The organism is Variovorax sp. JS1663, from assembly GCF_002157355.1.
Lineage (GTDB): Bacteria > Pseudomonadota > Gammaproteobacteria > Burkholderiales > Burkholderiaceae_C > Variovorax.
The window spans coordinates 199,378-223,840 of sequence record NZ_LYMK01000002.1 but is presented as its reverse complement, the minus strand read 5'-3'; the positions used below and the strand labels follow the sequence as shown (position 1 = coordinate 223,840).

Below are 24,463 nucleotides of genomic sequence, written 5' to 3'. Positions count from 1 at the left end.
AACACAAGGACCACGCCATGACCACCACCCCCAAGCGCCTCGGCCTGAAGGAGCGCTACGCCATGATGACCCGCGGCCTGGGCTGGGAGACCAGCTACCAGCCGATGGACAAGGTCTTCCCCTACGACCAGTTCGAGGGCATCAGGATCCACGACTGGGACCGCTGGGAAGACCCCTTCCGCCTCACCATGGACGCCTACTGGAAGTTCCAGGGCGAGAAGGAGAAGAAGCTCTACGCGATCATCGACGCCTTCCAGCAGAACAACGGCCAGTTCAACGTCAGCGACCCGCGCTACCTGAACACGCTCAAGCTGTTCCTCACCGGCGTCTCGCCGCTGGAATACGCGGCGCACCGCGGCTACGCGATGGCCGGGCGCTCGCTGCGCGGCGTGGGCGCGCGCGTGGCCTGCCAGATGCAGTCCATCGACGAGCTGCGCCACTGCCAGACGCAGTTCCACACCATCAGCCACTTCAACAAGTACTTCCACGGGCTGCACGACCCCCAGCACATGCACGACCGCGTGTGGTACCTGTCGGTGCCCAAGAGCTACTTCGAGGACGCGATGAGTGCGGGGCCCTTCGAGTTCATCACCGCGATCTCCTTCTCCTTCGAGTACGTGCTGACCAACCTGCTGTTCATGCCCTTCATGAGCGGCGCGGCCTACAACGGCGACATGGCCACCGTCACCTTCGGCTTCTCGGCCCAGAGCGACGAGTCGCGCCACATGACGCTGGGGCTGGAGGTGGTGAAGTTCATCCTCGAGCAGGACCCGGACAACGTGCCCATCGTGCAGAAGTGGGTCGACAAGTGGTTCTGGCGCGGCTACCGCCTGCTCACGCTGGTGGCGATGATGATGGACTACATGCTGCCCAAGCGCGTCATGAGCTGGCAGGAAGCCTGGGAGATGTACTTCGAGAAGAACGGCGGCGCGCTGTTCCAGGACCTGGCGCGCTACGGCATCCGCATGCCCAAGTACCACGAGGTCGCCACCAAGGAGAAGTCGCGCCTCTCGCACGAGGCCTGGGCGATCTTCAACAACTACGGGCACGCCGCCAATATCAACGTCTGGGTGCCGCAGCCCGACGAGATGACCTGGCTCTCGGAGAAATACCCCGAGACCTTCGACCGCCTGTACCGCCCGCGCTTCGAATGGCTGGCGCAGCAGGAGCGCCAAGGCAAGCGCTGGTTCAACAACACACTGCCGATGCTGTGCCAGACCTGCCAGATCCCGATGGCCTTCACCGAGCCGGACGACCCCACGAAGATCTGCTACCGCGAAAGCACCTACCACGGCATGAAGCACCACTTCTGCTCCGACGGCTGCAAGGACATCTTCGACGGCGAGCCCGAGAAGTACGTGCAGGCCTGGCTGCCGGTGCACCAGATCTACCAGGGCAACTGCTTCCCCGAGGGCACCGACCCGACGGTGGAGGGCTTCAACCCGCTGGCCGCGGTGCTGCAGTACTACCACATCGAGCCCGGTGTCGACAGCGGCGAGTTCAACAGCTCGCCGGACCGCGCGAACTGGGAACGCTGGACCGGGCAGGACCTGCAGCCCAAGGCCGCCTGACCCTCATCACACGACGCTCACGCCGTGCAGCGATGCACGGCGCGGGCAGCGCTCACCCCGAAAACAAGGAGACCCACATGCCCGTCGTTGCACTCGCCCCCGGCTACCGGGGCACCGTCGCCGATGCCGAGGACCGCTTCCACGGCAATCGCCTGCTCTACATCGGGTGGGAAGACCACCTGCTCTTCTGCTCTCCCGTGTGCCTGCCGCTGCCGCCGGACATGCCCTTCGGCGCGCTGCTGAATGAGGTGCTGCCCGGCGTCTACGGCAGCCATCCCGATTTCGGGCGGATCGACTGGGGCCAGGTCCGCTGGTTCGACTCCGGCCGGCCCTTCACGCCCGATCCCGCCAAGTCGCTGGCCGACAACGGCCTGGTCCACAAGTCGGTGATCCGCTTCCGCACGCCCGGCCTCGCCGGCATCGGCGGCTCGTGCAGCTGAGGGACAGGGAGCGCGCCATGAGCTTCCAGATCACGATCGAACCGCTGGGCCAGGGCATCGCCGCGCGCGACGGCCAGACGGTGCTCGACGCCTGCCTGCGCGCCGGCGTCTGGCTGCCCCATGCCTGCGGCCACGGCGTCTGCGGCACCTGCAAGGTGCAGGTGCTCGAAGGCGAATGCGAGCACGGCGATGCGTCCAACTTCGCGCTGATGGATTTCGAGCGCGACGAGGGCAAGATCCTGGCCTGCTGCGCCATGGCGCAGGGCGACCTCGTCATCGAGGCCGAGATCGACGAAGACCCGGACGCGCAGTTCCTGCCGCTCGAGGACTTCGAGGCCGAGCTGGTGGAGGCGCGCATGCTCACGCCCACCATCCGCGGCCTGTGGCTGCGCACCGCGCAGCCCGTGCCCTTCCAGGCCGGCCAGTACCTGATGCTGCACGTGCCGGGCGTGGAGGGGGCGCGCGCCTTCTCGATCGCCAACGCGCCGCAGGACGACCTGATCGAGCTGCACATCCGGCGCGTGCCCGGCGGGCGCGCCACCGGCTGGCTGCACGAGGACCTGCAGCCCGGCGACACCTTGCGCTTCACCGCGCCCAACGGCCGCTTCTTCGTGCGCAAGTCGGCCGGGCTGCCGATGATCTTCGTGGCGGGCGGCTCGGGCCTGTCCAGCCCCAAGTCGATGGTGCAGGACCTCCTGGCCGAAGGCTGCGGGCTGCCCATCACGCTGGTGCAGGGCGCGCGCAACCGCGAGGAGCTCTACTACCGCGAGCTCTTCGAAGCGCTGGCCGACCGGTATCCCAACTTCACCTACATCCCGGTGCTGTCGGACCTGCCGCCAGGCGACGACTGGGCCGGCGCGCGCGGCTTCGCGCACGAGGCGCTGAAGGAAAATTTTGCGAACGACTTCCGCGGCCACAAGGCCTACCTGTGCGGTCCGCCGCCGATGACCGAGGCCTGCATCGCCACGCTGATGCAGGGCCGCCTCTTCGAGCGCGACATCTACACCGAGAAGTTCTTCACCGCCGCCGACGCGGCAAGCGCTGCCCCGCGCAGCCCCCTCTTCAAGGCACTGTGAGCTTCGCTACATGACCACCACCTACGCGATCGCCATCGGCAACACGCAGGAGCGGTACCGCTGCCGCGCCGACCAGACCCTGCTGGGCGGCATGGAACAGCTCGGCCGCAAGGGCATCCCGGTCGGCTGCCGCGGCGGCGGCTGCGGCGTGTGCAAGGTGCACATCGAATCAGGCAAGACGCGCTGCGAGCGCATGAGCCGCTGCCACGTCAGCGCGGAGGAAGAGGCGCAGGGCTACGTGCTGGCCTGCCGCGCCTACCCGCGCAGCGACCTGGCCCTGCGCGCCGTCGACCGCATGGCCCGCTGCATCGAGCGCCACCTGGCGCCACCACCCCATCCCCACCCCTGAAACCCACCCCAAGGAGATTCACCATGGCACTCACCGGCGTACTTCGCCCCGGCCACGTCCAGCTTCGCGTGCTCGACATGGCCGCATCGCTGCGGCACTACCGCGACGTGCTCGGCCTCATCGAGACCGGCCGCGACGCGCAGGGCCGCATCTATTTCAAGGCCTGGGACGAGCACGACCACCACAGCGTGGTGCTGCGCGAGGCCGACACGGCCGGCATGGACTTCATGGGCTTCCGCGTCGACTCGCCGGCCACGCTGGAGCGGCTGGCCGCGGAGCTCAAGGCCAGCGGGCTCGCGAGCGACATCGGCTGGGTCGAGGCCGGCGAGCTCCTGAAGACCGGCCGGCGCCTGCGCTTCACCGTGCCCACCGGCCACGTGATGGAGCTCTTCGCCGAGAAGGACAAGGTGGGCAACGGCATGCCCTACGAGAACCCCGAGGTCTCGCCCGACGACCTCAAGGGCATGGCGCCCTCGCGCTTCGACCACTGCCTGCTCTACGGCGACGATGTCGACGGCACGGTGAAGCTGTTCACCGAGGTGCTGGGCTTCGAGCTGGCCGAGAAGGTGGTGGCCGGCCCCGAGAAGATGCTGATCGCGGCCTTCCTGACCTGCAGCACCAAGCCGCACGACATCGCCTTCATCCGCCACGCGGAGAAGAACAAGTTCCACCACGCCTCCTTCATGCTCGACAACTGGGGCGAGGTGCTGAAGGCGGCGGACATCATCACCAAGAAGCGGGTGTCGCTGGACATCGGGCCCACGCGCCACGGCATCACGCGCGGCGAGACCATCTACTTCTTCGACCCGAGCGGCAACCGCAACGAGGTCTTCTCCGGCGGCTACATCTACTACCCGGACAAGCCGCCGCTGGTGTGGACCGACGACGAGCTGGGGCGTGCGATCTTCTACCACGACCGCAAGCTCAACGAGAACTTCCTGTCGGTGCTGACCTGAGGGCATGGCGATGAAGCAGTTCCTCAACTTCATCGGCGGCGAGTTCGTCGCCACCGGCAACACCTTCGAGAACCGTGCGCCGGTGGACAACCGCGTGCTGGGCCGGGTGCACGAGGCCGGCGCCGCCGAGGTCGACGCGGCGGTGCGCGCCGCCCGCGCCGCGCTCTCGGGCGAATGGGGCCGCATGGCGGTGGCACGCCGTGTCGAGCTGCTGTACGCGGTGGCCGACGAGATCAACCGCCGCTTCGACGACTTCCTGCAGGCCGAGATGGCCGACACCGGCAAGCCGCATGCGCTGGCCTCGCACGTGGACATTCCGCGCGGCGCGGCCAACTTCAAGGTCTTCGCCGACATGGTGAAGAACGTGCCTGCCGAGAGCTTCGAGATGGCCACGCCCGACGGCGGCCAGGCGCTCAACTACGCGGTGCGCTCGCCGGTGGGCGTGATCGGCGTGGTGTGCCCGTGGAACCTGCCGCTGCTGCTGATGACCTGGAAGGTCGGCCCAGCGCTGGCCTGCGGCAACGCGGTGGTGGTCAAGCCCTCGGAGGAAACGCCCGCCACCGCCACGCTGCTGGGCGAGGTGATGAACGCGGTGGGCATCCCGCCCGGCGTCTACAACGTGGTGCACGGCTTCGGGCCGGGCTCGGCCGGCGAGTTCCTCACGCGCCACCCGGGCGTGAACGCGATCACCTTCACCGGCGAGACGCGCACCGGCGAAGCCATCATGGCGGCCGCGGCCCAGGGCGTTCGGCCCGTGTCCTTCGAGCTGGGCGGCAAGAACGCCGGCATCGTGTTCGCCGACGCCGACTTCGATCAGGCGGTGGCCGGCATCACGCGCAGCGCCTTCGAGAACTGCGGCCAGGTCTGCCTGGGCACCGAGCGGGTGTACGTGGAGCGGCCGATCTTCGAGCGCTTCGTCGCCGCGCTCAAGGCGAAGGCCGAGGCGCTGAAGCCGGGGCCCTCGGAAGAGCCCGGCGTCGGCATCGGGCCGCTGATCTCCCGGGAGCACCAGCAGAAGGTGCTGGGCTACTACGCCAAGGCGGTGAAGGAAGGCGCCACCGTCGTCACCGGCGGCGGCGTGCCGAAGATGGCCGGTGCGCTGGCCGAGGGCCACTGGGTGCAGCCCACCATCTGGACCGGCCTGCCCGAGTCGGCCGCGGTGATCCGCGAGGAGATCTTCGGCCCCTGCTGCCACGTCGCGCCCTTCGACACGGAGGAGGAGGCGATCGCGCTGGCGAACGCCACCGACTACGGCCTGGCCACCACCGTGTGGACGCAGCACCTCGGCCGGGCGCACCGCGTGGCGCGGCGGATCGAGGTGGGCATCTGCTGGGTCAACAGCTGGTTCCTGCGCGACCTGCGCACCGCCTTCGGCGGCGCCAAGGCCTCGGGCATCGGGCGCGAGGGCGGCGTGCATTCGCTGGAGTTCTACACCGAGCTCCGCAACGTCTGCATCAAGCTGTGAGGTGCGCGAGGTGAACCATCCCGAGATCGCCGGCCGCGTGCGCACCGGCGCCTTCCACACCAACGTGCACGACCTGGGCGAAGGCCCGCCGGTGCTGCTGATCCACGGCTCCGGCCCCGGCGTGAGCGCCTGGGCCAACTGGCGGCTGGCGCTGCCGGAGCTCGCGAAGACGCGGCGCGTGATCGCGCCGGACATGGCGGGCTTCGGCTTCACCGAACGCCTGCCGCTTACGCGCTACACGATGGACGGCTGGGTGCAGCAGGCACTCGACCTGCTGGACGCGCTCGACATCGAGCGCACCGACCTGGTCGGCAACTCCTTCGGCGGGGCGCTGTCCCTCGCCCTGGCCATCCGCGCGCCGCACCGCGTGCGGCGGCTGGTGCTGATGGGCAGCGTGGGCGTGCCCTTCGAGATCACGCCGGGCCTGGATGCGGTGTGGGGCTACACGCCCTCCTTCGAGGCCATGCGCCGGATCATGGACGTGTTCGCCTTCGATCGCGCCCTGGTCACCGACGAGCTGGCGCAATTGCGCTACGAGGCCAGCATACGGCCCGGCTTTCAGGAGTCCTTCGCGGCGATGTTCCCGGCGCCACGCCAGCGCTGGGTCGATGCCATGGCCAGCCCCGAGGCGGCCATCCGCGCCCTGCCCCACGAGACGCTGCTGGTGCACGGCCGCGAGGACCAGGTGATTCCGCTGGCCACCTCGCTCACCCTGGCGCAGTGGATCCCGAACAGCCAGCTGCACGTGTTCGGCCGCTGCGGCCACTGGACGCAGATCGAGCACGGCGCGCGCTTCGTGCGGCTGGTGCGCGACTTCCTGGCCGAAGGCCCCTGATTCAACGCGACGAAAGATCCACATGGACCCGCTACTGATCGAGCAGCTCGGAGACGAGCTCTACACCGCGCTCACGACGCGCCAGCCAGTGGCGCCGCTGAGCGAGCGCCACGAGGGCATCGGCATCGAGGACGCCTACCGCATCCAGCAGCGCATGATCGCGCGCCGCCTGGAGGCCGGCGAGCGTGTCGTCGGCAAGAAGATCGGCGTGACCTCGCGCGCCGTGATGAACATGCTGGGCGTGTACCAGCCCGACTTCGGCTACCTGCTCGACGGCATGGTGGTGAACGAGGGCGAGGCCATCGACAGCGCGACGCTGATCCAGCCCAAGGCCGAGGGCGAGATTGCCTTCGTGCTCAAGCGCGACCTGATGGGACCGGGCATCGGCGCGGCCGACGTGCTGGCCGCCACCGAGTGCGTGATGCCCTGCTTCGAGATCGTCGACTCGCGCATCCGCGACTGGAAGATCAAGATCGCCGACACCGTGGCCGACAACGCCTCCTGCGGCGTCTTCGTGCTCGGTGACAGCGCCGTCGACCCGCGGCGCGCGGACCTCACGACCTGCGGCATGGTGCTGGAGAAGAACGGCGAGATCGTCGCCACCGGCGCCGGCGCGGCCGCGCTGGGCTCGCCGCTCAACGCGGTGGCCTGGCTGGCCAACACGCTGGGCCAGCTGGGCATCGGCCTGAAGGCCGGCGAGGTGGTGCTCTCCGGCGCGCTGGCCGCCATGTTCCCGGCCAAGGCCGGCGACAACTTCCGCGTGTCCATCGGCGGCCTCGGCGGCTGCTCGGTCCGTTTTCACTGAAGAGGAAATCCCCATGAGTCAGAAGAAGATCCGATGCGCGCTGATCGGTCCCGGCAACATCGGCACCGACCTGCTCGCCAAGCTGCAGCGCAGCCCGGTGCTGGAGCCGGTGTGGATGGTGGGCATCGACCCTGAATCCGATGGCCTGAAGCGCGCCCGCGAGATGGGCCTGAAGACCACCGCCGAGGGCGTGGACGGCCTGCTGCCCCACGTGGAGGCCGACGGCGTGCAGATCGCCTTCGACGCCACCAGCGCCTACGTGCATGCCGAGAACAGCGCGAAGCTCAATGCGCTGGGCGTGCTGATGATCGACCTCACGCCCGCAGCCATCGGCCCCTACTGCGTGCCGCCGGTCAACCTCGAGGCGCAGCTGGACCAGCAGCCGATGAACGTCAACATGGTCACCTGCGGCGGCCAGGCCACCATCCCGATGGTGGCGGCCGTTTCGCGCGTGCAGCCGGTGGCCTACGGCGAGATCGTGGCCACCGTGTCCAGCCGCTCGGTGGGCCCGGGCACGCGCAAGAACATCGACGAGTTCACCCGCACCACCGCCGGCGCGGTGGAGCGCGTGGGCGGCGCAGCGCGGGGCAAGGCGATCATCATCGTCAACCCGGCCGAGCCGCCGCTGATCATGCGCGACACGGTGCATTGCCTGACCGAGGGCGAGCCCGACGAGGAAGCCATCACCGCCTCGGTGCACCGCATGATCGCCGAGGTGCGCCAGTACGTGCCGGGCTACCGCCTGGTCAACGGGCCGGTGTTCGACGGCCGGCGCGTGTCGATCTACCTGGAGGTGGAAGGCCTGGGCGACTACCTGCCCAGGTACGCCGGCAACCTCGACATCATGACCGCCGCCGCGGCCCGCACCGCCGAGCTCTTCGCCGAGGCGATGCTCGCCGGCCGCTACGAGCCTGAAGCCCTTGCCGCCTAGGAGATACGCCATGAGCCTTCAAGGACAACACGTCACCGTGCACGACATGACGCTGCGCGACGGCATGCATCCCAAGCGCCACCAGATGTCGCTCGAACAGATGATCGACATCGCCACCGGTCTCGACGAGGCCGGCGTGCCCCTGATCGAGGTGACGCACGGTGACGGGCTGGGCGGCAGCTCGGTCAACTACGGCTTCCCGGCCCACGGCGACGAGGCCTACCTGGGCGCGGTGATCCCGCGCATGCGCCGGGCCAAGGTCTCGGCCCTGCTGATCCCCGGCATCGGCACCGTCGACCACCTGCGCATGGCGCACGGCCTGGGCGTGCACACGGTGCGCGTGGCCACGCACTGCACCGAGGCCGACGTGGCGGAGCAGCACATCACGATGGCACGCAGGCTCGACCTGGACACGGTGGGCTTCCTGATGATGGCACACATGGCCAGCCCCGAGACGCTGGTCCGCCAGGCGCTGCTGATGGAAGGCTACGGCGCCAATTGCATCTACGTGACCGACTCGGCCGGCCACATGCTGCCCGAGGACGTGAAGGCGCGCATCGGCGCCGTGCGCGCGGCGCTCCAGCCCGAAACCGAACTGGGCTTTCACGGCCACCACAACCTGGCGATGGGCGTGGCGAACTCGATCGCCGCGGTGGAGGCCGGGGCGAGGCGCATCGACGCGGCCGCCGCGGGCCTGGGCGCGGGCGCGGGCAACACCCCGCTGGAGGTGTTCGTCGCGGTGTGCGAGCGCATGGGCATCGCCACCGGCGTGGACCTGTTCAGGATCCAGGACGTGGCGGAGGACCGGGTGGTGCCGATCATGGACCAGCCGATCCGCGTGGACCGCGATGCGCTCACGCTGGGCTACGCGGGTGTGTATTCGAGCTTCCTGCTCTTCGCCAGGCGGGCCGAGCAGAAGTGGGGCGTGCCGGCGCGCGAGATCCTGGTGGAGCTGGGGCGGCGCGGCATGGTGGGCGGACAGGAAGACATGATCGAGGACACCGCGATCACGCTGGCGCGCACGCGCCGCGCAACGCAGGCAGCGCAGACCGCGCAGGAGCTGACGGCATGAAGCTCGACGCACGGACTATTGCAGCGCTCGCCGAGCACCTGGAGGGCTGCGAGCTCGGCGTGCGCGACACGCCCAAGATCACCGACGAGCATCCGCAGATGGACTGGGACGACGCCTATGCCATCCAGGACGCCATCCGCGCACGCAAGCAGGGCCGCGGTCTGCGCATCGTCGGCCTGAAGGCCGGCCTCACCTCGCACGCGAAGATGAAGCAGATGGGCGTGGCCAGCCCGGTGTTCGGTTTTCTCGCCGAATCGCATGCGCTGCCCGAGGGCACCGAGTGCAGGGTGAGCGAGCTGATCCACCCCAAGGTGGAGCCCGAGATCGCCTTCGTCACCCGCCGCGCGCTCAAGGGGCCGGGCTGCCACATCGGCGCGGTGCTGGCCGCCACCGACTTCGTGCTGCCCGGCATCGAGGTGATCGACAGCCGCTACCGCGACTTCAAGTTCGACCTCAAGAGCGTGGTCGCCGACAACACCTCGGCCGCGCGCTTCGTGGTCGGCGGCCGGGCGCGGCCGGCCGCCGAGGTGGACCTGCGCATCACCGGCATCGTGCTGGAAAAGAACGGCGTGCCGGTGGCCTTCGGCGCCGGCGCCGCCGTGCTGGGCCACCCGGCCGCGGCGATCGCGATGCTGGCCAATCACCTGGGCGCGCGCGGCGAGGAGATCCCCGCCGGCACGCTGATCCTGTCGGGCGGCATCACCGAGGCGGTGGCCGTCGAAGCAGGCGATGCGGTCACACTGCGGGTGCAGGGCATGGGCAGCGTCGGGCTGCGCTTTGCCTGAGGAGAGGACGATGCCCTTTGCACAGATCTACCTCATCGAGGGCCGCACCGAGGAGCAGAAGCGCGCGCTGATCGAGAAAGTGACGCTCGCGATCGTGGATGCCGTCGGCGCGCCGAAGGAGAACGTGCGCGTCTGGCTGCACGACGTGCCGAAGCAGAACTGGGGGATTGCGGGGGTGACGGCGAAGGATCTGGGGCGATAGCATCCACCCGTGCCCCGTCCCGCGTCTCACACTCCGCTCTCCCTTGGAGCCGCCCTCCACCGCTGGCGCCGCCTGCACCGCATCAAGCAGTCGCACGCGGCCGAGCTCTTCGGCGTGGCCCAGTCCACCATCTCGCGCTGGGAGGCCGGGCGCATGGCGATGGAGCCGGCCGAGCGCCGACGGGTCGAGCAGTTGCTCGCGGCACGGCTCGACACGGCGGCCGACCGCGCGCTGGCCCGCCTGGTGGCCGAGAGCCCGCGCGGCATGCACCTGGTGTGCGACCTCACGCACCGCCTGCTGGCCTGCTCGCCCTCGCGGGCGGCGGAGTTCGGCATCCCCCTGGCGCAGCTGCTGGGCCGCTCGCTCTGGCGCTATGCGACGCCGGAGATCGTCGGCATGGAATCCACACTGGAGACCATCGGCTGGCGCGAGCAGCTCGCGCCACCGGCGCTGGAGTTCGGCAGTGGCGGCAACGACTCGGCGGAGGTGCCCATCTACCCGAGCACCTGCCGCTGGACGCGGCTCACGCTGGCGGACGGCACGGCGGCGCGCCTGGTCGAAACGCTCTGAGCCTGCACGCATTTTTGATGCGTGGACGCGCCCTGCCGATGCGCCTAGGCTCGGCCCGATGAACATCGAGAAGATCCAGGCGCGCCTCGCCTTCCTGCGCGAGGCCGAGCGCCTCAAGAGCGTGCTGCGCAGCGCCCACACCTCCACCGGCCGCGCGGAGAGCACCGCCGAGCACAGCTGGCGGTTGTGCCTGATGGCGATGGCCTTCGAGGACGAACTGGCCGGGCTGGACCTGCTGAAGGTGCTGAAGATGTGCGTGGTGCACGACCTGGGCGAGGCGATCCGGGGCGATATCCCGGCGATCGACCAGGGCGCGCATCCGGACAAGAGCGCGCATGAACGACAGGACCTCGCATTCCTGACCCGCGGCCTCGATGCCGCCCTGCGCGGCCACGTGCTGGCCCTGTGGGACGAGTACGAGGCCGCTGCCACGCCCGAAGCGCAGGCAGTGAAGGCGCTGGACAAGCTGGAGACGATCCTGCAGCACAACCAGGGCGCGAACGCAGACGACTTCGACTACGGCTTCAACCTCGGCTACGGCCGGAAGCACACCGGCACGGCGCCGCTGTTCCAGGCGATCCGGGCGCTGGTGGACGAGGACACCCGCCGCCGCATGCAGGGCGGTCGCTGAGCCTGTCGCTGGTCGTGCGCTACGTCGCGGCCTGCGAGGCTGCGGGCTGAAGGAGGCGGCTGCGCGCCCTACCCGGCCCGGCAGTGCCCGAACTCGCAGCGCACGGCCAGGGCCTGCCCGTTGCTGCAGGGGATGCTGTGGCGCTCGTAGCCGGGGCCCTTCTCGACCAGTGACGCCATCGGCAGCACGCTGCAGCGGCGGGCCTTGGCGAATTGCTCGGCGTTGTAGGTGTCCACACCGGTCACGCGCAGCGCAGCCTCGGCACTGCGCTGCCCCGGCGGGACCCAGGTCACGCGCACGCTGGGGTCCTGGTTCACGTAACCGCGCTGGGCGAGGCAGTTGAGCATGGCGGTTTCCTGCCTGGAGTACCAGACGCGGCGCTCGGGGGTGTAGACGGCGCGCTGGAAGGCGTACAGGCCGCCGACCACCGCGACGCCGCTCAGCGTCGGGATGCCGGCCATCCAGCCGGCACCGACGACGCCCGTGTCGAGCACGAAGAGCGCGTCGTCATGCTGGCTGGCGCGGAAGGGGATGCTGGCCGCCGAGGTGCGGCACCGGGCCACATCCGCCTCATAGGCGGCCGGGTCGTTGGTGGGGGCTTGCACGACGGGAACGTAATCCGCGCCGGAACCGGAACCGGGGCCTTCGTTGGGGCGGGTCGCGCAGCCGGCCAGGAGGGTGGCGATGCAGACGAAGCTCAGCAGTCTTTTCATGGGATGTCCTCGACGGTCCTCTACTCCGCCGCCGATTGAATCACACAAATGGTTACTTTCCCAAGCGACTTTTGCGTCGCCGGGGCGCCGGCGCGACACGCCCCGAGGCTAGGTCCGGGCCTTGCGCCAGGAGTTCTTGAGCTGGATGCGGCCGCCGCGGAAGGTGAAGTGGTCGCAGCCGTTGGTCTCGATGCGCACGCCATCGCTGGCGCGGGTGCCGACGAAGGTCCATTCGGAGACGCCGCGGTCGCCGGCGATGAAATGCCGGGCGCCGAGCCACTGGGCGTCGGGATAGTCGTGCCAGACGCGACTGAAGCCTTCGCGCACCGCCTGCTGCCCCACGAAGCGGGTGCCGCAGGCCTCGGGCCCGGCGCTGGCCTCGAACACGCAGTCCTCGGTCATGAACTGCATCAGGGCGTCGATGTCGTGGCGGTTCCACGCGTCGGCGAAGGCCTGGAGGAAGGATTCGGTCATCGCGGTCTCCTCGTTCATCCGGGGACCGGGCCCAGGGCCCGGCGAAGGAAGGCGTCCATGGCACCCTCGACGGTGGTGGGGCCGCCCCGATCCGGATCGTAGCGGGCGGCCGCCTCGCCGCGGTAGAAATGACCGACGCCGGGCACCTGGACCTGCTCGCAGCGCAGGCCGGCCTGGCGCAGGCGGGCTGCCATGCCGGGCGCGGCGGCGAACACATAGTCCAGGTCGTGCTCGGCGCTGACCACCAGCACCGCCGGGCCGCGGCCGGGCAGGCGTGCCAGGTGCCGTGCCAGGTCCTCGTCGTCCATGTAGCCGGACAGCGCCAGCACCGCCGCCACCGGCACCTGCTCGCCGAAGGCCACGTTGAGCGCGGTGCGCGCACCAGCGGAGAAGCCGCCGATGGCGATGCGCGCCGGGTCGACCTGCCAGGCATCGGCCTGGCGTCGCACGAAGCGGGTGGCGGCGGCCATGTCGTCGCTGGCGGCCTCGATGCCGCGCCACAGCATGTCGGGCGTGGCGGGCGGCAGCTGCAGCAGCTGGCGCACCACGGCCACGCGCGAGGTCGGGATACGCCCGGGCGAGTTGACTACAGGGGTGTCGCCGGGCTCCGGATCCTCGGGGACCAGCCGGTAGTCGATCGCGCAGGCCACGTAGCCGCGCCGGGCGAAGCGCAGGCAGTACTCGGCCACCGCGGTGTTGCCGCCCTCCGCCTCGAAGGCGTCGTCTTCCTTGCAGCCACGGTGGAAGGCGCCGCCGAAAGCGAGGATCAAGGCCGGACGCAGTTGGCCCGGCGGCGGCGGATCGACGGGCCGGTAGAGATCGAGCGCCAGCGCACGCTCAACCGGCCCGCCCGGCCGGCCACGCTGCACCAGGCCGCGGCCATAGACCAGATCACACACGATCTCGACCTCGTGCACGGCCGCATCGGAAACGATGGAAGACAGCGCGGGAGACAGCGGCATGGGACCTTCAATCGACGGAGGCACCGGACTCGCGCGCGACCTGGCCCCAGACCTGCACGTTGTCCTTGAAGGCGGCCGCCCATTGGGCGGGTGTCTGCGGGTCCACCGGCATGGAGCCGCCGTCGATCAGCAGGCTGCGCATGTCGGGCCGGGCCATCACCTTGTGCAGCGCGGCGTTGAGCCGGGTCGCGATGGCCGGGTCCAGGCCCGCCGGCCCGAACACCGCGTACCAGCCGACCGTGTCGAAGGGAATGCTGGCCTGCGCCAGCGTCGGCACCTCGGGGAAGGCCGGCGAGCGCTTCGGTCCGGTGATGGCGAGCGCGCGCAGGCGGCCGGCCTTGATCAGCGGCGTCATCGAGACCACGTCCATGATGGCCACGCCGATCTGGCCCGAGAGGATGTCCGGCAGCGCCGCCTGCCCGCCCTTGTAGGGCACGTGGGTCATGTGGAAGCCGCCCAGCGACTTCATGCGCTCGCCCACCAGGTGCGGCGGGGCGCCATTGCCGAAGGTCGCATAGCTGATGGCATTGCCGTCCTTCTTCGCGGCAGCGGCCAGGTCGGCGATGCTTCGCAACGGCGACTCGGCGCGGGTCACGACCAGCAGCGGCACGCTCGCGATCTGGGCCACCGGGGTGAAGTCCTTGACCGGGTCGAAGCTCAGGCTCTTGAACACCGCGGGTGCGATCGCGAAAGGAGCGGCCGTGAGCATCAGCGTGTAGCCGTCAGGTGCCGAGCGCGCGACGCTGTCGGCGCCGATGTTGCCGCTGGCGCCGGACTTGTTTTCTTTCATCTGGATTCATCGCGATTTGTTATGCACGACGAGGCGCGCCAGCTGGCGCTGAACCTGCGCCGCCTGCGGCTGCGGCACCTGGAGATCCTGCTGGCGGTCGAGCAACACGGCAGCCTGACGGCTGCCGCCGAGGCACTGGGCGCGAGCCAGCCGGCGGTGTCGCAATGGCTGGCGGAGATAGAGGCCGCGCTGGGCGTGCCGCTGTTCCACCGCGGTCGGCAGATCCGGCCCAGCCCGTACCTGCCGGTGGCGCTGCGCCATGCGCGGCGCATGGTGGCGGATTCGCGCCAACTGCAGCAGGAGCTCGCGGCCGTGGCGGCCGGCACGCTGGGCGCAGTGCGCATCGGCAGCATGCTGGTGGCGAGCGCGGGCCTGCTGCCGCGCGCCCTGCTCGCGCTCGCAGCGCAGGCCGAGCCGGTGCGCATCGAGGTGGTGGAAGACACGGCGGCCGGACTGTGGGCCCGCTTCGAGCGCCGCGAGCTGGACCTGATCGTGGGCCGCCTGGACGAGCGGGCCTTCGGCGCCCAGGTGCACAGCGAGGCGCTGTTCAAGGACCCGCATTGCATCGTCACCGGCCGCAGGCATCCGTTGCTGCGCACCCCCAGCGTCTCGTGGGCCAAGGCCACGGTCTATCCGTGGATCCTGCCGCCGCAGCACACGGCGCTGCGCCGCGCCATCGATGCCACCTTCGTCGAGCAGGGTCTGGCTCCGCCCGCAGCCTGGATCGAGTCGACCTCCCCCACGCTCAACCAGGCGCTGATGCGCGAGAGCCGCTGCATCGGCGTGCTCTCCGGCGAGGCGGCGCACCACTACCAGCAACTGGGGCTGCTGTCGATACTGCCGCTGTCGCTGACCTCCGACGTGGGACCGGTGGGGATGGTGTGGGACCGGCAGGAGCCCAGCCCGGCGCTGGCGCGGGTGCTGCAGGCCTTGCAAGAGGCGGTGCAGGCATTGCGATCGGCCGATGCCGTGCCGGACAGAGGATGATCAGCCGCGCATCGAATCGAACATCTCGCCCTTCTTCACGACTTCCTGCGCCCGCGCATAGCTCTCGATCAGCAGCCGGTAGGGCGGGAACACCGCGCCGGGCGAGGCAGTTGAGCATGGCGGGCTCCTGGGGGGTGCTGTCTTACTTCGCCAGCGTGCGGTAGCTGGTCATCAGGTTGCGGTAGTCGGGGATGTGGTTGGCGAACAGCGTGCCCAGCCCCTCGACGTCGTTGCGCCAGTCGCGGTGCAGCTCGCAGGCCACGCCGAACCAGGTCATCAGCTGGGCGCCGGCGGCGGTCATGCGGTCCCAGGCCGAGTGGCGCGTGAGCTCGTTGAAGGTGCCCGAGGCATCGGTCACCACGAAGACCTCGAAGCCCTCCTCCAGCGCCGCCAGCGCGGGAAAGGCGACACAGACCTCGGTCACCACGCCGGCGATGATGAGTTGCTTCCGGCCGGTGGCCTTCACCGCCTGCACGAACTCCTCGTTGTCCCAGGCGTTGATCTGGCCGGGGCGTGGGATGTAGGGCGCGCCGGGGAACTGGGCCCTGAGCTCGGGCACCAGCGGGCCGTTCGGGCCGGTCTCGAAGCTGGTGGTCAGGATGGTGGGCAGCTTGAAGTAGCTGGCCAGGTCGGCCAGCGCCAGCACGTTGTTCTTGAACTTGTCGGGATCGATGTCGCGCACCAGCGAGAGCAAGCCGGTCTGGTGGTCGACGAAGAGGACGGCGGCGTTGTTCCTGTCGAGGCGCGCGTAGGGCTTGGACATGGTGGATTCCTTTGGCTTGGTTGAAAAACGCCCTGCCGGGCGGACACGCACCGGACCCGGGCGACCCCGGCTGGGGGGCCGCCCGGGCCTCAGTGAAGGGCGCGGCCGAAGCGGCCGCGGTTGAAGTCCTCGACCGCCTGCGCGATCTCGGCCTCGGTGTTCATGACGAACGGGCCGTAACCGACCACCGGCTCGTCGATGGGCTCGCCGGACAGCACGAGCAGCGTGGCGTCGGCGTCGGCCTCGATGTCGATGCCCTCGCCCTCGCGCCCGAACTGCACGAGCTGCGCCTCGCGCACCGGCTCGCCGCCGTTGACGCGCGCCGCGCCGCGCAGCACGACCAGCGCCAGGGTGTGGCCCTGCGGCGCTTCGAGTCGCGTCGAGCGGCCTTGCAGGAGCCGCAGGTCCCACACGTTCATCGGCGTGAAGGTGCGCGCCGGTCCAGCGTGGCCCTCGAAATCACCGGCGATCACCCGCACGCGGCCGGCGCCGCCCGCCAGCTCGACACTCGGGATATCGCGGTCCAGCAGGGTCTGGTAGCCCGGCGCCGCCCGCTTGTCGCGCGCCGGCAGGTTGACCCACAGCTGCACCATCTCGAGCGTGCCGCCCTCGCGGGTGAAGGCCTCGGAATGGAATTCCTCGTGCAGGATGCCCGAGGCGGCCGTCATCCACTGCACGTCGCCGGGTCCGATGTGGCCGCCGGCGCCGGTGGAATCGCGGTGGTCCACCTCGCCCTGGTAGACGATGGTGACGGTCTCGAAGCCGCGGTGCGGATGCACGCCCACGCCGCGTGGCCGCGCAGCCGGTGCGAACTGCGCCGGGCCGGCGTAGTCGAGCATCAGGAAAGGGCACAGCTCCGCGCCGAGGCTCTGGTAGGAAAACAGCGAACGCACCGGAAAGCCGTCGCCCACCCAGTGCGGGCGCGGGGCGCTGTAGACGCCGACGATCTTCTTCATGCTCATCTCTCTCATCTCCTTCGAGCCGGGGACGAGGGTCCCCGATGCATGAGGCAAGAGTAGGTGCCAGGAATCGATATGGGTAGACGGCAGAATTCGCCTGCAGAGTCCTATGCGAGGAACGATGAAGGCATGCGCGATCTGAACGACCTCTACTACTTCGTGCAGGTGGTGGACCACGGCGGCTTCGCGCCCGCTGGCCGCGCGCTGGGCATGCCCAAGTCCAAGCTGAGCCGCCGCATCGCGCTGCTGGAGGAGCGACTGGACGCGCAGTTGGTGATGCGCTCGACGCGCCGCTTCTCGGTGACCGAGATCGGACAGACCTACTATGCACACTGCCGCGCCATGCTGGTCGAGGCGGAGGCGGCTGACGAGGCGGTCGCCCTCACCCATTCGGCGCCGCGCGGGATCGTGCGCATGACCTGCCCGGTCGCGCTGCTGGACGTGCGGGTGGGCGAGATGGTCGCGGCCTTCATGGCGGCCAATCCGATGGTGGAGGTGCACCTGGAAGAGACCAACCGGCGCGTGGACGTGATCGCCGAGGGCATCGACGTCGCGATCCGGGTGCGCCCGCCGCCGCTGGAAGACAGCGACCTGGTGCTGCGCGTGCTGGCCGACCGCGGCCAGTGTCTGGTCGCCAGCCCCGCGCTGCTGGCGGCGCACGGCACGCCGCAGGCGCCGGCCGAGCTCACGCGGCTGCCCAGCCTGGCGCTCGGGCTGCCGCAGGGCGAGCACGCCTGGACCTTGTTCGGCCCGGAGGCAGCGCAGGTGGCGATCCACCATGGCCCGCGCCTGGTCACGCGCAGCATGCTGGCGCTGCGCGCGGCGGCGGTGGCGGGCGTCGGCGTGGTGCAGTTGCCGACCATGATGGTGTGCGACCAGATCGAGGCCGGCCAGCTGGTGCGCGTGCTGCCGGCCTGGGCGCCGCGACGCGAGATCGTGCATGCGGTGTTCGCTTCGCGCCGCGGGCTGCTGCCGGCCGTGCGCGGGCTGATCGACTTCCTGGCTGCGCGCTTCGACGCGATCGACGAGGACTGAGCCCATCCCGGCCCGCTAGGATCGAGGCCTTTGGCCCGATGTTTTCCGCTGCCCTCTTCTGCCTGGTCGTCGCCATCAGCGACGGCGACACCCTCAAGGTCCGATGCGGCGAGCCCGGCGCCTTCCGCCAGCTCACCGTGCGGCTGCATGCGATCGATGCGCCCGAGCTGAACCAGCCCTTCGGCCGGCGCGCGAAGCAGGCGCTGTCGCGCATCGCCTACCGGAAGGAGGCGCGGCTGGACTGCGGCGAGGACGATCGCTATCACCGCCGGGTCTGCCGCGTGCGCGTGGCGCCTGAATCATGCGCCGAGGCGCGCTGCCCGAAGACGCTGGATGCCGGCCTGGGGATGCTCACGCTGGGCCTGGCGTGGTGGGCCCGCGGCTATGCGGACGAACAACCGCCGGGCGAGCGCGGCCAGTACGCGTTCGCCGAGTTCGAGGCCAAGGGCAAGCGCGCCGGCCTGTGGGCGGACCGCAACCCGGTGCCACCCTGGCGTTGGCGCGCCGGGCATCCGCACCCTCGCTGAATCGCGCGTCATCGGATAGGCTTCGCCCCCAATGCCTGCGCTTCTCGCCCTCAGCTGTCCCCAATGCTCGGCACCGCTGCCCCGCGCGGCGCGCTGGCGCACGGTGGAATGCGCCTACTGCGGCGCCACCGTCGTGCGCGGCGAGGAGACAGTCCGGCGCGAAGACTTCCGCGCAGCGCTGCGGCGCGCGCAGCAGGCGCACGAAGGCGGCAGGCGCCTGCTGCAATGGCGCGGCGCGCACTACCGGGTGCTGGCGCCGCTGGGCCGCGGCGAGCATGCCGAGGTGCTGCTGGCCGAACGGCTCGGCGCGCTGCCCGAGCGCGTGACCCTCAAGCTGGCGCTCGACGACCGCGGCGCGAAGGCGCTGGCCCGCGAGGCGGCGGCGCTCGGCGCCCTGCAGTCATTGGACGTCGCGGGCGCGGCCTACTTCACGCGGCGGCTGCCGCAGCCCATCGGCACCGGCCTGGCCGAGGGCTGGAGCGAGCAGGCGCGCGAGGCGCTGGCGCTGCGGCATCCGACCGGCTTCTGGGGCAGCCTGGAAGCGGTGCGCCGGAACCATGCGCAGGGAATCGATCCGCGCCATGCGGTCTGGATCTGGCGGCGCATGCTGGAGGTGCTGGCCTTCGTGCACGACGCCGGCTGGTGCCATGGCGCCCTCGCGCCCGAGCATGCGCTGGTGCATCCGCGCGACCATGGCGTGCTGCTGATCGGCTGGTCGCAGGCAAGGCCGCATGCCGATCGCGCGATGGCCGCGCGCGACCTCCAGCAGTCGGCCTGGACCCTGCGCGCCCTGCTGCACGGCACAGCGGACGGCGCGGCGCCCGGCCTCGGCCCGCGCACGCCCGGTCCGCTGGCCACGTTGCTGCACGAATGCAGCGAGAACACCGGCGCCTGCGACCGCCTGGGCGCGCGCGGCATCGAGGCCGCGCTGTCGGATGCAGCGCGCGCGGCCTTCGGCGCGCCGCAGTTCGTCCACTTCGAACCGGTGCCGCCGCCTGGCACCTGATCCAACGCCAACAACAGGAGAACCGGCAACATGGGCTACGGAAACTACTCGCACGCCGCGCACGCGGCCCTGGTGGCCGATCGCGCCAGCCGCTCCGGCGCCGAGGTCTTCCGGCAGGACGCCACCCATGCGCTGATGAACCCCAAGGGCCTGATGCTGCGCGAGTCGCGCGACAACGCGGACCATCCGAACTCGCTGGCCATCGCCTTCGCGCTCGACGTGACCGGCTCGATGGGCGACATCCCGCAGACTCTGGCGCGCCGCGAGCTGCCCAACTTCATGAAGCTCTTGACCGACTGCGGCGTGGCCGATCCGCAGCTGATGTTCATGGCGATCGGCGACGCCACCTCCGACCAGGCGCCGCTGCAGGTGGGCCAGTACGAGTCCACCGCCGAACTGATGGACCAGTGGCTGACCTGGAGCTACCTGGAAGGCGGCGGCGGCGGGAGCGGCTCGGAGAGCTACGAGCTGGCCTTCTACGTGATCGCGCAGCACACCGACTTCGACTGCTGGGCCAAGCGGAACAAGCGCGGCTACCTGTTCATGACGGGCGACGAGCTGCCCTACCCCGCGGTCTCGCGCCACCAGGTGGAGGCGCTGATCGGCGAGAAGCTGGACGAGGACATCCCGATCGAGGAGGCCATCGCCGCCGCGGCCGAGACCTGCCACCTGTTCTTCCTGATTCCCGATGCGCAGCGCCGCCGCAATTGCGAGCCGCGCTGGCGCGAGCTGCTGGGCGACCACGTGATCTGCATGGACTCGCCCGACGACGCCTGCGCGGTGGCGGCCGGCATCGTGGCGCTGACCGAGAAGGCGGTGCCGGGGCTGGAAGGCCTGGCGCAGGTGATGGGGTCGCACGGCATGGCGCGCGAGCGCGTCAACGCGGTGGTCCATGCGCTGGAGGGCTACGCGGCGGTGCTGGACCCGAACGCACCGCGGCGCGCGCACACCGGCGGCACGTCGAATGGCACCGCGCGGACCTCCTGGTGGAAGCGGCTCTTCGGCTGATGGACTGGAGGGTCCGGGCCGGGTGAGCACCACGCGCTATGTCTCGCTGCTGGGCCTGGGCTTCGGCGACTGCGGCAAGGGGCGCTACGCCGACCATTTCGCCCGCGAATGGGGCGCGCACACGGTGGTGCGCTTCAACGGCGGCGCGCAGGCCGGGCACAACGTGCTGCTGGCGGACGGGCGGCACCACACCTTCTCGCAGTTCGGCGCGGGCAGCTTCAACCCCGGTACGGGCACGCTGCTGGCGAGCCCGGTGGTCGTGCATCCCACGGCGCTGCTCGTCGAGCAGGAGGCGCTGCGGCGCGTTGGCGTGGCCGACGGCCTGGCCCGGGTGCTGATCGACGCGCGCTGCCGCGTCACCACGCCCTTCCACCAGGCCGCCGGCCGGCTGCGCGAATGGGCGCGCGGCGCGGCTGCGCACGGCAGCTGCGGCGTGGGTGTCGGCGAGACGGTGCGCCAGGGCCTGGCGGCACCGGACGAGGCCCTGCACTACGGCGACCTGGCGCGCGCCGCGCTGACACTCGACAAGCTGGAGGCGCTGCGCGTGCGGCTGCGGGCCGAGGTCAACGCGCTGGCATGGGTCCCCGGGGCGGACGCCGCGCAAGAGCGGGCGATGCTGGACGACCCGGGCCTCGCGCGCCGCTGGCTCGCCGCCGTCGAGCCCTGCCTCCGGCAGGCCCCGTCCGCCGGGCGCGATGCGGTCGCCGCGCGGCTCAGCCGGCCCGGCACGGTGCTCTTCGAAGGCGCTCAGGGCGTGCTGCTGGACGAATGGCAGGGTTTTCATCCACACACCAGCTGGAGCACCATCTCCACAGGCGCCGTGGAAGCGGTGCTGGCCGACGCCGGCATCCCCGCGCGCGTGCAGCACCTGGGTGTGCTGCGCAGCTACCTGACCCGCCATGGCGCGGGGCCGCTGCCGACGCAGGATGCGGCGCTCGATCGCCTCGCCGAGCCGCACAACGAGGACCAGGGCTGGCAGGGGCGCTTTCGCCGCGGCCAGCCCGACGCGGTGCTGTGGCGCCATGCGCTGGCGGCCATGGGCCGGCTCGATGGACTCGCGGCGACCCATCTCGATGCGATCGGCGGTGGCCTGCGCTGGTGCGACGCCTACGAGTTGCCGCATGAGACGCAGCCGGTCAGCGCCCTGCCACGCAGCCAGGGCCAGGACCTCGCGCACCAGGAAGCGCTGACCCGGCTCCTGCATGCCGCCCGGCCGCGCTACGACCCGCATCCGATCGCCACGCCCGCCGAGTGGATCGCGCGCATCGAGGCGCTCTCGGGCTGCCGCGTGCGCTACGGGTCCTTCGGCCCTTTGCCCGGCCAGGTGCAGGCCTTCAGCCCGCTGCCGGGCTGAGCGCGGTGCCCCTCAGGCTGGCTTGTCGTGCGCCACGGGCGCCGCGGAGCGGGCCACCACGCGGTCGATGCGCTTGCCGTCCAGCGCCACCACCTCGAAGTGCCAGCCGGCGCAGTCGATCTCCTCGCCCACCTCCGGCAGGTGGCCAGCGACGAAGATCAGCAGGCCCGCCACCGTGTTGTAGCGACCGCGCTCCTCCTCGGGCAGCTCGCGGATGCCCAGGCGCGCGCGCAGCTCGGCCACCGGCATCAGGCCGTCGAGCTCCCACACGCCGTCGGGCCGCCTGTGGGCCCAGGCATCGGCCTGGGTGGCCGTCTGCAGCTCGCCGGTGATGGCTTCGAGCAAGTCGCCCGGGGTCATGAGGCCCTGCACCACGCCGTATTCGTCGACCACGAAGACCATGCGCGTGGCGCGCGCGCGGAACTGCTCCAGCAGCTCCATGCCGGTCAGGGTCTCGGGCACGAAGACGGCGGGCTGCGCCTCGTCCTCGAGGCTGGCGCCGTGGGCGGCGCCCAGCGCCAGCAGCCGGGCCACGCTGATCATGCCCACCACGTCGTCCAGGGACTGGCGGCAGACGGGATACCACGAATGGATCTGGTCCCGCGCCGCGTCGGCCGACACCTTCTGCAGCGCCTGCCCCACGGTGTCGGCGCCTTCCAGCCAGTCGATGTCGGCGCGCGGCACCATCAGCGAGCTCAGGCGCCGGTCATCGAGGTGGAACACGTTGCGCACCATCTGGTGCTCGTGCATCTCGATCACGCCGGCATCCACGCCCTCCTCCAGGCTGGCCGAGATCTCCTCCTCGGTCACCATGCGGGCGGCGTTCAGGTCGATGCGCAGCAGCCTGAGCACCGCGGCCGTGGTGCCCGACAGCAGCAGCACGAAGGGCTTGGCGGCCGCGGCCAGCATGTGCATGGGGCGCGCCACGTAGCGCGCCACCGGCTCCGGATACAGCTGGCCGATGCGCTTGGGCACCAGCTCGCCGAAGATGATGGTGAAGAAGGTGATGCAGGTCACAACCACCGCGGTCGAGACGAAGCTCGCGGTGCCCGCGCCCATTCCCCGGTGCTCCATCCAGTCCGCCAGCGGCGCGGCGAAGGCGGCCTCGCCGACGATGCCGCTGAGCATGCCGATCGAGGTGATGCCGATCTGCACGGTGGAGAGGAACTGCGTGGGCGACTCCATCAGCGCCAGCGCGGCGGCGGCCCCCGCGTCTCCTGTTTCGGCCAGGGCCGCGAGACGGGCGCGGCGGCTGGTGGAGAGGGCCATTTCGGACATTGCGAACAACGCGTTGAGCGTGGTCAGCAAGGCCAGCAGGAAAACATCCATGTATGCGGGGGAGAATGAGAACCATGGCACTCTACCTGATCGGTGACGTGCAGGGCTGCGACGAGGCCCTGGCGCGCCTGCTCGACGACATCGCTTTCTCCCCCAGCCGCGACCACCTGGTGCTGCTGGGCGACCTGGTCAACCGCGGCCCCGATTCGCTGGCCGTCCTGCGGCGCGTGCAGCGCCTGGGCGGCGCGGCGCAGACGGTGCTGGGCAATCACGACCTGCACCTGCTGGGCGTCGCGCAGGGCGCGCGCAAGCAGGGCCGCAAGGACACGCTGGCCGATCTGCTGGCGGCGCCGGACCGTGAGGCCCTGCTTGCCTGGCTGCGCCGGCAGCCGATGGCGCTGCACCGGCGCCTCGGCGACAGCGATCTGCTGATGGTGCATGCGGGCGTGCTGCCGCAGTGGAGCCTGGCCGACGTGCTGGCGCTGGCGTCGGAGCTCGAATCAGTGCTGCGCGGCCCGGCCTGGGGCGAATTCCTGCAGGAGATGTACGGCAACGAGCCGGCGCAATGGCGCGATTCGCTCACGGGAATGGCACGCCTGCGGGTGATCGTCAACGCGCTGACGCGGCTGCGCTTCTGCACCGCGGACGGCGTGATGGAGTTCGAGACCAAGGACGGCTCGGCTGCCGCGCCGGCGGGCCACATGCCCTGGTTCGACGCGCCGGGGCGGCGCAGCGCGGACGTCACGGTTGCCTGCGGGCACTGGTCCACGCTGGGCTGGGTCTCGCGGCCGGACCTGATCTCGACCGACACGGGCTGCGTCTGGGGCGGTTGCCTGAGCGCGGTGCGCATGGGTGCCACCGCCGGCGAGAGGGAGCTGATCCAGGTGCGCTGCAAACAGGCTCAGAAGCCCGGTTGAAC

The 24,463-nt window shown here is 70.6% G+C and carries 28 protein-coding genes; 21 read left to right on the top strand and 7 right to left on the bottom strand.

What is annotated here, in order from left to right; genetic code table 11:
• Positions 1 to 17 precede the first annotated feature (17 nt).
• The 14 genes from A8M77_RS03310 (at position 18) to A8M77_RS03245 (ending at position 11,688) form a co-directional block, all read left to right on the top strand.
• Positions 18 to 1,571, top strand: coding sequence for an aromatic/alkene/methane monooxygenase hydroxylase/oxygenase subunit alpha (locus A8M77_RS03310; protein ID WP_086920116.1), 1,554 nt, complete (start codon positions 18 to 20; stop codon positions 1,569 to 1,571).
• Positions 1,572 to 1,648: 77 nt separating this feature from the next.
• Complete coding sequence (locus A8M77_RS03305) at positions 1,649 to 2,011, top strand: phenol hydroxylase subunit P4 (protein WP_086920115.1); 363 nt, start codon at positions 1,649 to 1,651, stop codon at positions 2,009 to 2,011.
• Between the two features lie 17 nt (positions 2,012 to 2,028).
• Positions 2,029 to 3,087: an NADH:ubiquinone reductase (Na(+)-transporting) subunit F gene (locus A8M77_RS03300; protein ID WP_086920114.1), complete on the top strand. Its 1,059-nt coding sequence runs from the start codon at positions 2,029 to 2,031 to the stop codon at positions 3,085 to 3,087.
• Between the two features lie 10 nt (positions 3,088 to 3,097).
• The gene (locus A8M77_RS03295; protein WP_086920113.1) at positions 3,098 to 3,436 is read left to right on the top strand and encodes a 2Fe-2S iron-sulfur cluster binding domain-containing protein; all 339 of its coding nucleotides are present in this window, start codon (positions 3,098 to 3,100) and stop codon (positions 3,434 to 3,436) included.
• A gap of 23 nt (positions 3,437 to 3,459) precedes the next feature.
• Entirely contained in the window at positions 3,460 to 4,392 is a 933-nt protein-coding gene (locus A8M77_RS03290) for a catechol 2,3-dioxygenase (RefSeq protein ID WP_086920112.1), read from the top strand.
• 10 nt (positions 4,393 to 4,402) lie between these two features.
• Entirely contained in the window at positions 4,403 to 5,857 is a 1,455-nt protein-coding gene (locus tag A8M77_RS03285) for a 2-hydroxymuconic semialdehyde dehydrogenase (RefSeq protein WP_086920209.1), read from the top strand.
• Between the two features lie 10 nt (positions 5,858 to 5,867).
• The gene (locus tag A8M77_RS03280) at positions 5,868 to 6,692 is read left to right on the top strand and encodes an alpha/beta fold hydrolase (protein ID WP_238136693.1); all 825 of its coding nucleotides are present in this window, start codon (positions 5,868 to 5,870) and stop codon (positions 6,690 to 6,692) included.
• Between the two features lie 22 nt (positions 6,693 to 6,714).
• The gene (dmpE, locus tag A8M77_RS03275) at positions 6,715 to 7,497 is read left to right on the top strand and encodes a 2-oxopent-4-enoate hydratase (RefSeq protein WP_086920110.1); all 783 of its coding nucleotides are present in this window, start codon (positions 6,715 to 6,717) and stop codon (positions 7,495 to 7,497) included.
• Between the two features lie 13 nt (positions 7,498 to 7,510).
• A complete protein-coding gene (locus A8M77_RS03270) occupies positions 7,511 to 8,428 on the top strand; it encodes an acetaldehyde dehydrogenase (acetylating) (RefSeq protein WP_086920109.1) in 918 nt (305 codons plus the stop codon).
• A gap of 10 nt (positions 8,429 to 8,438) precedes the next feature.
• On the top strand, positions 8,439 to 9,500 hold the full coding sequence (dmpG, locus tag A8M77_RS03265; protein WP_086920108.1) for a 4-hydroxy-2-oxovalerate aldolase: 1,062 nt from the start codon (positions 8,439 to 8,441) through the stop codon (positions 9,498 to 9,500).
• The gene (dmpH, locus tag A8M77_RS03260) at positions 9,497 to 10,285 is read left to right on the top strand and encodes a 2-oxo-3-hexenedioate decarboxylase (protein ID WP_086920107.1); all 789 of its coding nucleotides are present in this window, start codon (positions 9,497 to 9,499) and stop codon (positions 10,283 to 10,285) included. Before dmpG ends, dmpH begins: the two co-directional genes overlap by 4 nt.
• A 10-nt stretch (positions 10,286 to 10,295) precedes the next feature.
• Positions 10,296 to 10,487: a 2-hydroxymuconate tautomerase gene (locus A8M77_RS03255; protein WP_086920106.1), complete on the top strand. Its 192-nt coding sequence runs from the start codon at positions 10,296 to 10,298 to the stop codon at positions 10,485 to 10,487.
• Positions 10,488 to 10,496: 9 nt separating this feature from the next.
• The gene (locus A8M77_RS03250; RefSeq protein ID WP_086920105.1) at positions 10,497 to 11,057 is read left to right on the top strand and encodes a helix-turn-helix transcriptional regulator; all 561 of its coding nucleotides are present in this window, start codon (positions 10,497 to 10,499) and stop codon (positions 11,055 to 11,057) included.
• A gap of 58 nt (positions 11,058 to 11,115) precedes the next feature.
• Positions 11,116 to 11,688, top strand: a complete 573-nt coding sequence (locus A8M77_RS03245; protein WP_086920104.1) for an HD domain-containing protein — start codon at positions 11,116 to 11,118, stop codon at positions 11,686 to 11,688.
• A gap of 68 nt (positions 11,689 to 11,756) precedes the next feature.
• Here A8M77_RS03245 and A8M77_RS03240 read toward each other — a convergent pair whose 3' ends face one another.
• From A8M77_RS03240 to A8M77_RS03225, 4 genes are all read right to left on the bottom strand, one after another.
• Positions 11,757 to 12,401 (bottom strand): hypothetical protein, encoded by a 645-nt coding sequence (locus tag A8M77_RS03240; RefSeq protein WP_086920103.1) that lies wholly within the window; start codon positions 12,399 to 12,401, stop codon positions 11,757 to 11,759.
• 108 nt (positions 12,402 to 12,509) lie between these two features.
• Entirely contained in the window at positions 12,510 to 12,875 is a 366-nt protein-coding gene (locus A8M77_RS03235) for a nuclear transport factor 2 family protein (RefSeq protein ID WP_337590005.1), read from the bottom strand.
• A 14-nt stretch (positions 12,876 to 12,889) separates the two neighbouring features.
• Positions 12,890 to 13,837 (bottom strand): alpha/beta hydrolase, encoded by a 948-nt coding sequence (locus A8M77_RS03230; protein ID WP_086920101.1) that lies wholly within the window; start codon positions 13,835 to 13,837, stop codon positions 12,890 to 12,892.
• A 7-nt stretch (positions 13,838 to 13,844) separates the two neighbouring features.
• Complete coding sequence (locus A8M77_RS03225) at positions 13,845 to 14,627, bottom strand: tripartite tricarboxylate transporter substrate-binding protein (protein ID WP_086920100.1); 783 nt, start codon at positions 14,625 to 14,627, stop codon at positions 13,845 to 13,847.
• A gap of 21 nt (positions 14,628 to 14,648) precedes the next feature.
• Here A8M77_RS03225 and A8M77_RS03220 point away from each other — a divergent pair, with 21 nt between their 5' ends.
• Positions 14,649 to 15,614, top strand: coding sequence for a LysR substrate-binding domain-containing protein (locus A8M77_RS03220; RefSeq protein ID WP_086920099.1), 966 nt, complete (start codon positions 14,649 to 14,651; stop codon positions 15,612 to 15,614).
• Between the two features lie 142 nt (positions 15,615 to 15,756).
• On the opposite strand, the gene ycaC is transcribed toward A8M77_RS03220, so the two are convergent.
• Positions 15,757 to 16,377, bottom strand: a complete 621-nt coding sequence (ycaC, locus tag A8M77_RS03215; RefSeq protein ID WP_086920098.1) for an isochorismate family cysteine hydrolase YcaC — start codon at positions 16,375 to 16,377, stop codon at positions 15,757 to 15,759.
• Positions 16,378 to 16,466: 89 nt separating this feature from the next.
• Positions 16,467 to 17,333, bottom strand: coding sequence for a pirin family protein (locus A8M77_RS03210; protein ID WP_086920208.1), 867 nt, complete (start codon positions 17,331 to 17,333; stop codon positions 16,467 to 16,469).
• 132 nt (positions 17,334 to 17,465) lie between these two features.
• On the opposite strand from A8M77_RS03210, the gene A8M77_RS03205 reads away from it, so the two are divergent.
• From A8M77_RS03205 to A8M77_RS03185, 5 genes are read left to right on the top strand one after another with little or no spacing between them, the layout of a single operon-like run.
• Complete coding sequence (locus A8M77_RS03205) at positions 17,466 to 18,371, top strand: LysR family transcriptional regulator (RefSeq protein ID WP_086920097.1); 906 nt, start codon at positions 17,466 to 17,468, stop codon at positions 18,369 to 18,371.
• A 38-nt stretch (positions 18,372 to 18,409) separates the two neighbouring features.
• The gene (locus tag A8M77_RS03200) at positions 18,410 to 18,898 is read left to right on the top strand and encodes a thermonuclease family protein (RefSeq protein ID WP_086920096.1); all 489 of its coding nucleotides are present in this window, start codon (positions 18,410 to 18,412) and stop codon (positions 18,896 to 18,898) included.
• Positions 18,899 to 18,929: 31 nt separating this feature from the next.
• Positions 18,930 to 19,904: a serine/threonine protein kinase gene (locus tag A8M77_RS03195; RefSeq protein WP_086920095.1), complete on the top strand. Its 975-nt coding sequence runs from the start codon at positions 18,930 to 18,932 to the stop codon at positions 19,902 to 19,904.
• A gap of 30 nt (positions 19,905 to 19,934) precedes the next feature.
• Positions 19,935 to 20,912 carry a hypothetical protein gene (locus A8M77_RS03190; protein WP_086920094.1) on the top strand — a complete coding sequence of 326 codons (978 nt, stop codon included), beginning with the start codon at positions 19,935 to 19,937 and terminating at the stop codon, positions 20,910 to 20,912.
• A 22-nt stretch (positions 20,913 to 20,934) separates the two neighbouring features.
• Positions 20,935 to 22,266, top strand: a complete 1,332-nt coding sequence (locus A8M77_RS03185) for an adenylosuccinate synthetase (RefSeq protein ID WP_238136692.1) — start codon at positions 20,935 to 20,937, stop codon at positions 22,264 to 22,266.
• 12 nt (positions 22,267 to 22,278) lie between these two features.
• Here A8M77_RS03185 and A8M77_RS03180 read toward each other — a convergent pair whose 3' ends face one another.
• Positions 22,279 to 23,595: a hemolysin family protein gene (locus A8M77_RS03180; protein ID WP_086920092.1), complete on the bottom strand. Its 1,317-nt coding sequence runs from the start codon at positions 23,593 to 23,595 to the stop codon at positions 22,279 to 22,281.
• A gap of 23 nt (positions 23,596 to 23,618) precedes the next feature.
• Between A8M77_RS03180 and A8M77_RS03175 the strand changes: the two genes are divergently transcribed.
• On the top strand, positions 23,619 to 24,461 hold the full coding sequence (locus A8M77_RS03175) for a symmetrical bis(5'-nucleosyl)-tetraphosphatase (RefSeq protein WP_086920091.1): 843 nt from the start codon (positions 23,619 to 23,621) through the stop codon (positions 24,459 to 24,461).
• Positions 24,462 to 24,463 lie beyond the last annotated feature (2 nt).

Coding starts and splice junctions, on each gene's coding strand:
- dmpH (WP_086920107.1), top strand. CDS start 9,497: ATGAAGCTCGACGCACGGACTATTGCAGCGCTCGCCGAGCACCTGGAG.
- dmpE (WP_086920110.1), top strand. CDS start 6,715: ATGGACCCGCTACTGATCGAGCAGCTCGGAGACGAGCTCTACACCGCG.
- A8M77_RS03310 (WP_086920116.1), top strand. CDS start 18: ATGACCACCACCCCCAAGCGCCTCGGCCTGAAGGAGCGCTACGCCATG.
- dmpG (WP_086920108.1), top strand. CDS start 8,439: ATGAGCCTTCAAGGACAACACGTCACCGTGCACGACATGACGCTGCGC.
- ycaC (WP_086920098.1), bottom strand. CDS start 16,377: ATGTCCAAGCCCTACGCGCGCCTCGACAGGAACAACGCCGCCGTCCTC.
- A8M77_RS03225 (WP_086920100.1), bottom strand. CDS start 14,627: ATGAAAGAAAACAAGTCCGGCGCCAGCGGCAACATCGGCGCCGACAGC.
- A8M77_RS03295 (WP_086920113.1), top strand. CDS start 3,098: ATGACCACCACCTACGCGATCGCCATCGGCAACACGCAGGAGCGGTAC.
- A8M77_RS03245 (WP_086920104.1), top strand. CDS start 11,116: ATGAACATCGAGAAGATCCAGGCGCGCCTCGCCTTCCTGCGCGAGGCC.
- A8M77_RS03195 (WP_086920095.1), top strand. CDS start 18,930: ATGCCTGCGCTTCTCGCCCTCAGCTGTCCCCAATGCTCGGCACCGCTG.
- A8M77_RS03285 (WP_086920209.1), top strand. CDS start 4,403: ATGAAGCAGTTCCTCAACTTCATCGGCGGCGAGTTCGTCGCCACCGGC.
- A8M77_RS03290 (WP_086920112.1), top strand. CDS start 3,460: ATGGCACTCACCGGCGTACTTCGCCCCGGCCACGTCCAGCTTCGCGTG.
- A8M77_RS03190 (WP_086920094.1), top strand. CDS start 19,935: ATGGGCTACGGAAACTACTCGCACGCCGCGCACGCGGCCCTGGTGGCC.
- A8M77_RS03175 (WP_086920091.1), top strand. CDS start 23,619: ATGGCACTCTACCTGATCGGTGACGTGCAGGGCTGCGACGAGGCCCTG.
- A8M77_RS03220 (WP_086920099.1), top strand. CDS start 14,649: ATGCACGACGAGGCGCGCCAGCTGGCGCTGAACCTGCGCCGCCTGCGG.
- A8M77_RS03235 (WP_337590005.1), bottom strand. CDS start 12,875: ATGACCGAATCCTTCCTCCAGGCCTTCGCCGACGCGTGGAACCGCCAC.
- A8M77_RS03230 (WP_086920101.1), bottom strand. CDS start 13,837: ATGCCGCTGTCTCCCGCGCTGTCTTCCATCGTTTCCGATGCGGCCGTG.
- A8M77_RS03180 (WP_086920092.1), bottom strand. CDS start 23,595: ATGGATGTTTTCCTGCTGGCCTTGCTGACCACGCTCAACGCGTTGTTC.
- A8M77_RS03200 (WP_086920096.1), top strand. CDS start 18,410: ATGTTTTCCGCTGCCCTCTTCTGCCTGGTCGTCGCCATCAGCGACGGC.
- A8M77_RS03255 (WP_086920106.1), top strand. CDS start 10,296: ATGCCCTTTGCACAGATCTACCTCATCGAGGGCCGCACCGAGGAGCAG.
- A8M77_RS03305 (WP_086920115.1), top strand. CDS start 1,649: ATGCCCGTCGTTGCACTCGCCCCCGGCTACCGGGGCACCGTCGCCGAT.
- A8M77_RS03300 (WP_086920114.1), top strand. CDS start 2,029: ATGAGCTTCCAGATCACGATCGAACCGCTGGGCCAGGGCATCGCCGCG.
- A8M77_RS03270 (WP_086920109.1), top strand. CDS start 7,511: ATGAGTCAGAAGAAGATCCGATGCGCGCTGATCGGTCCCGGCAACATC.
- A8M77_RS03240 (WP_086920103.1), bottom strand. CDS start 12,401: ATGAAAAGACTGCTGAGCTTCGTCTGCATCGCCACCCTCCTGGCCGGC.
- A8M77_RS03205 (WP_086920097.1), top strand. CDS start 17,466: ATGCGCGATCTGAACGACCTCTACTACTTCGTGCAGGTGGTGGACCAC.
- A8M77_RS03210 (WP_086920208.1), bottom strand. CDS start 17,333: ATGAAGAAGATCGTCGGCGTCTACAGCGCCCCGCGCCCGCACTGGGTG.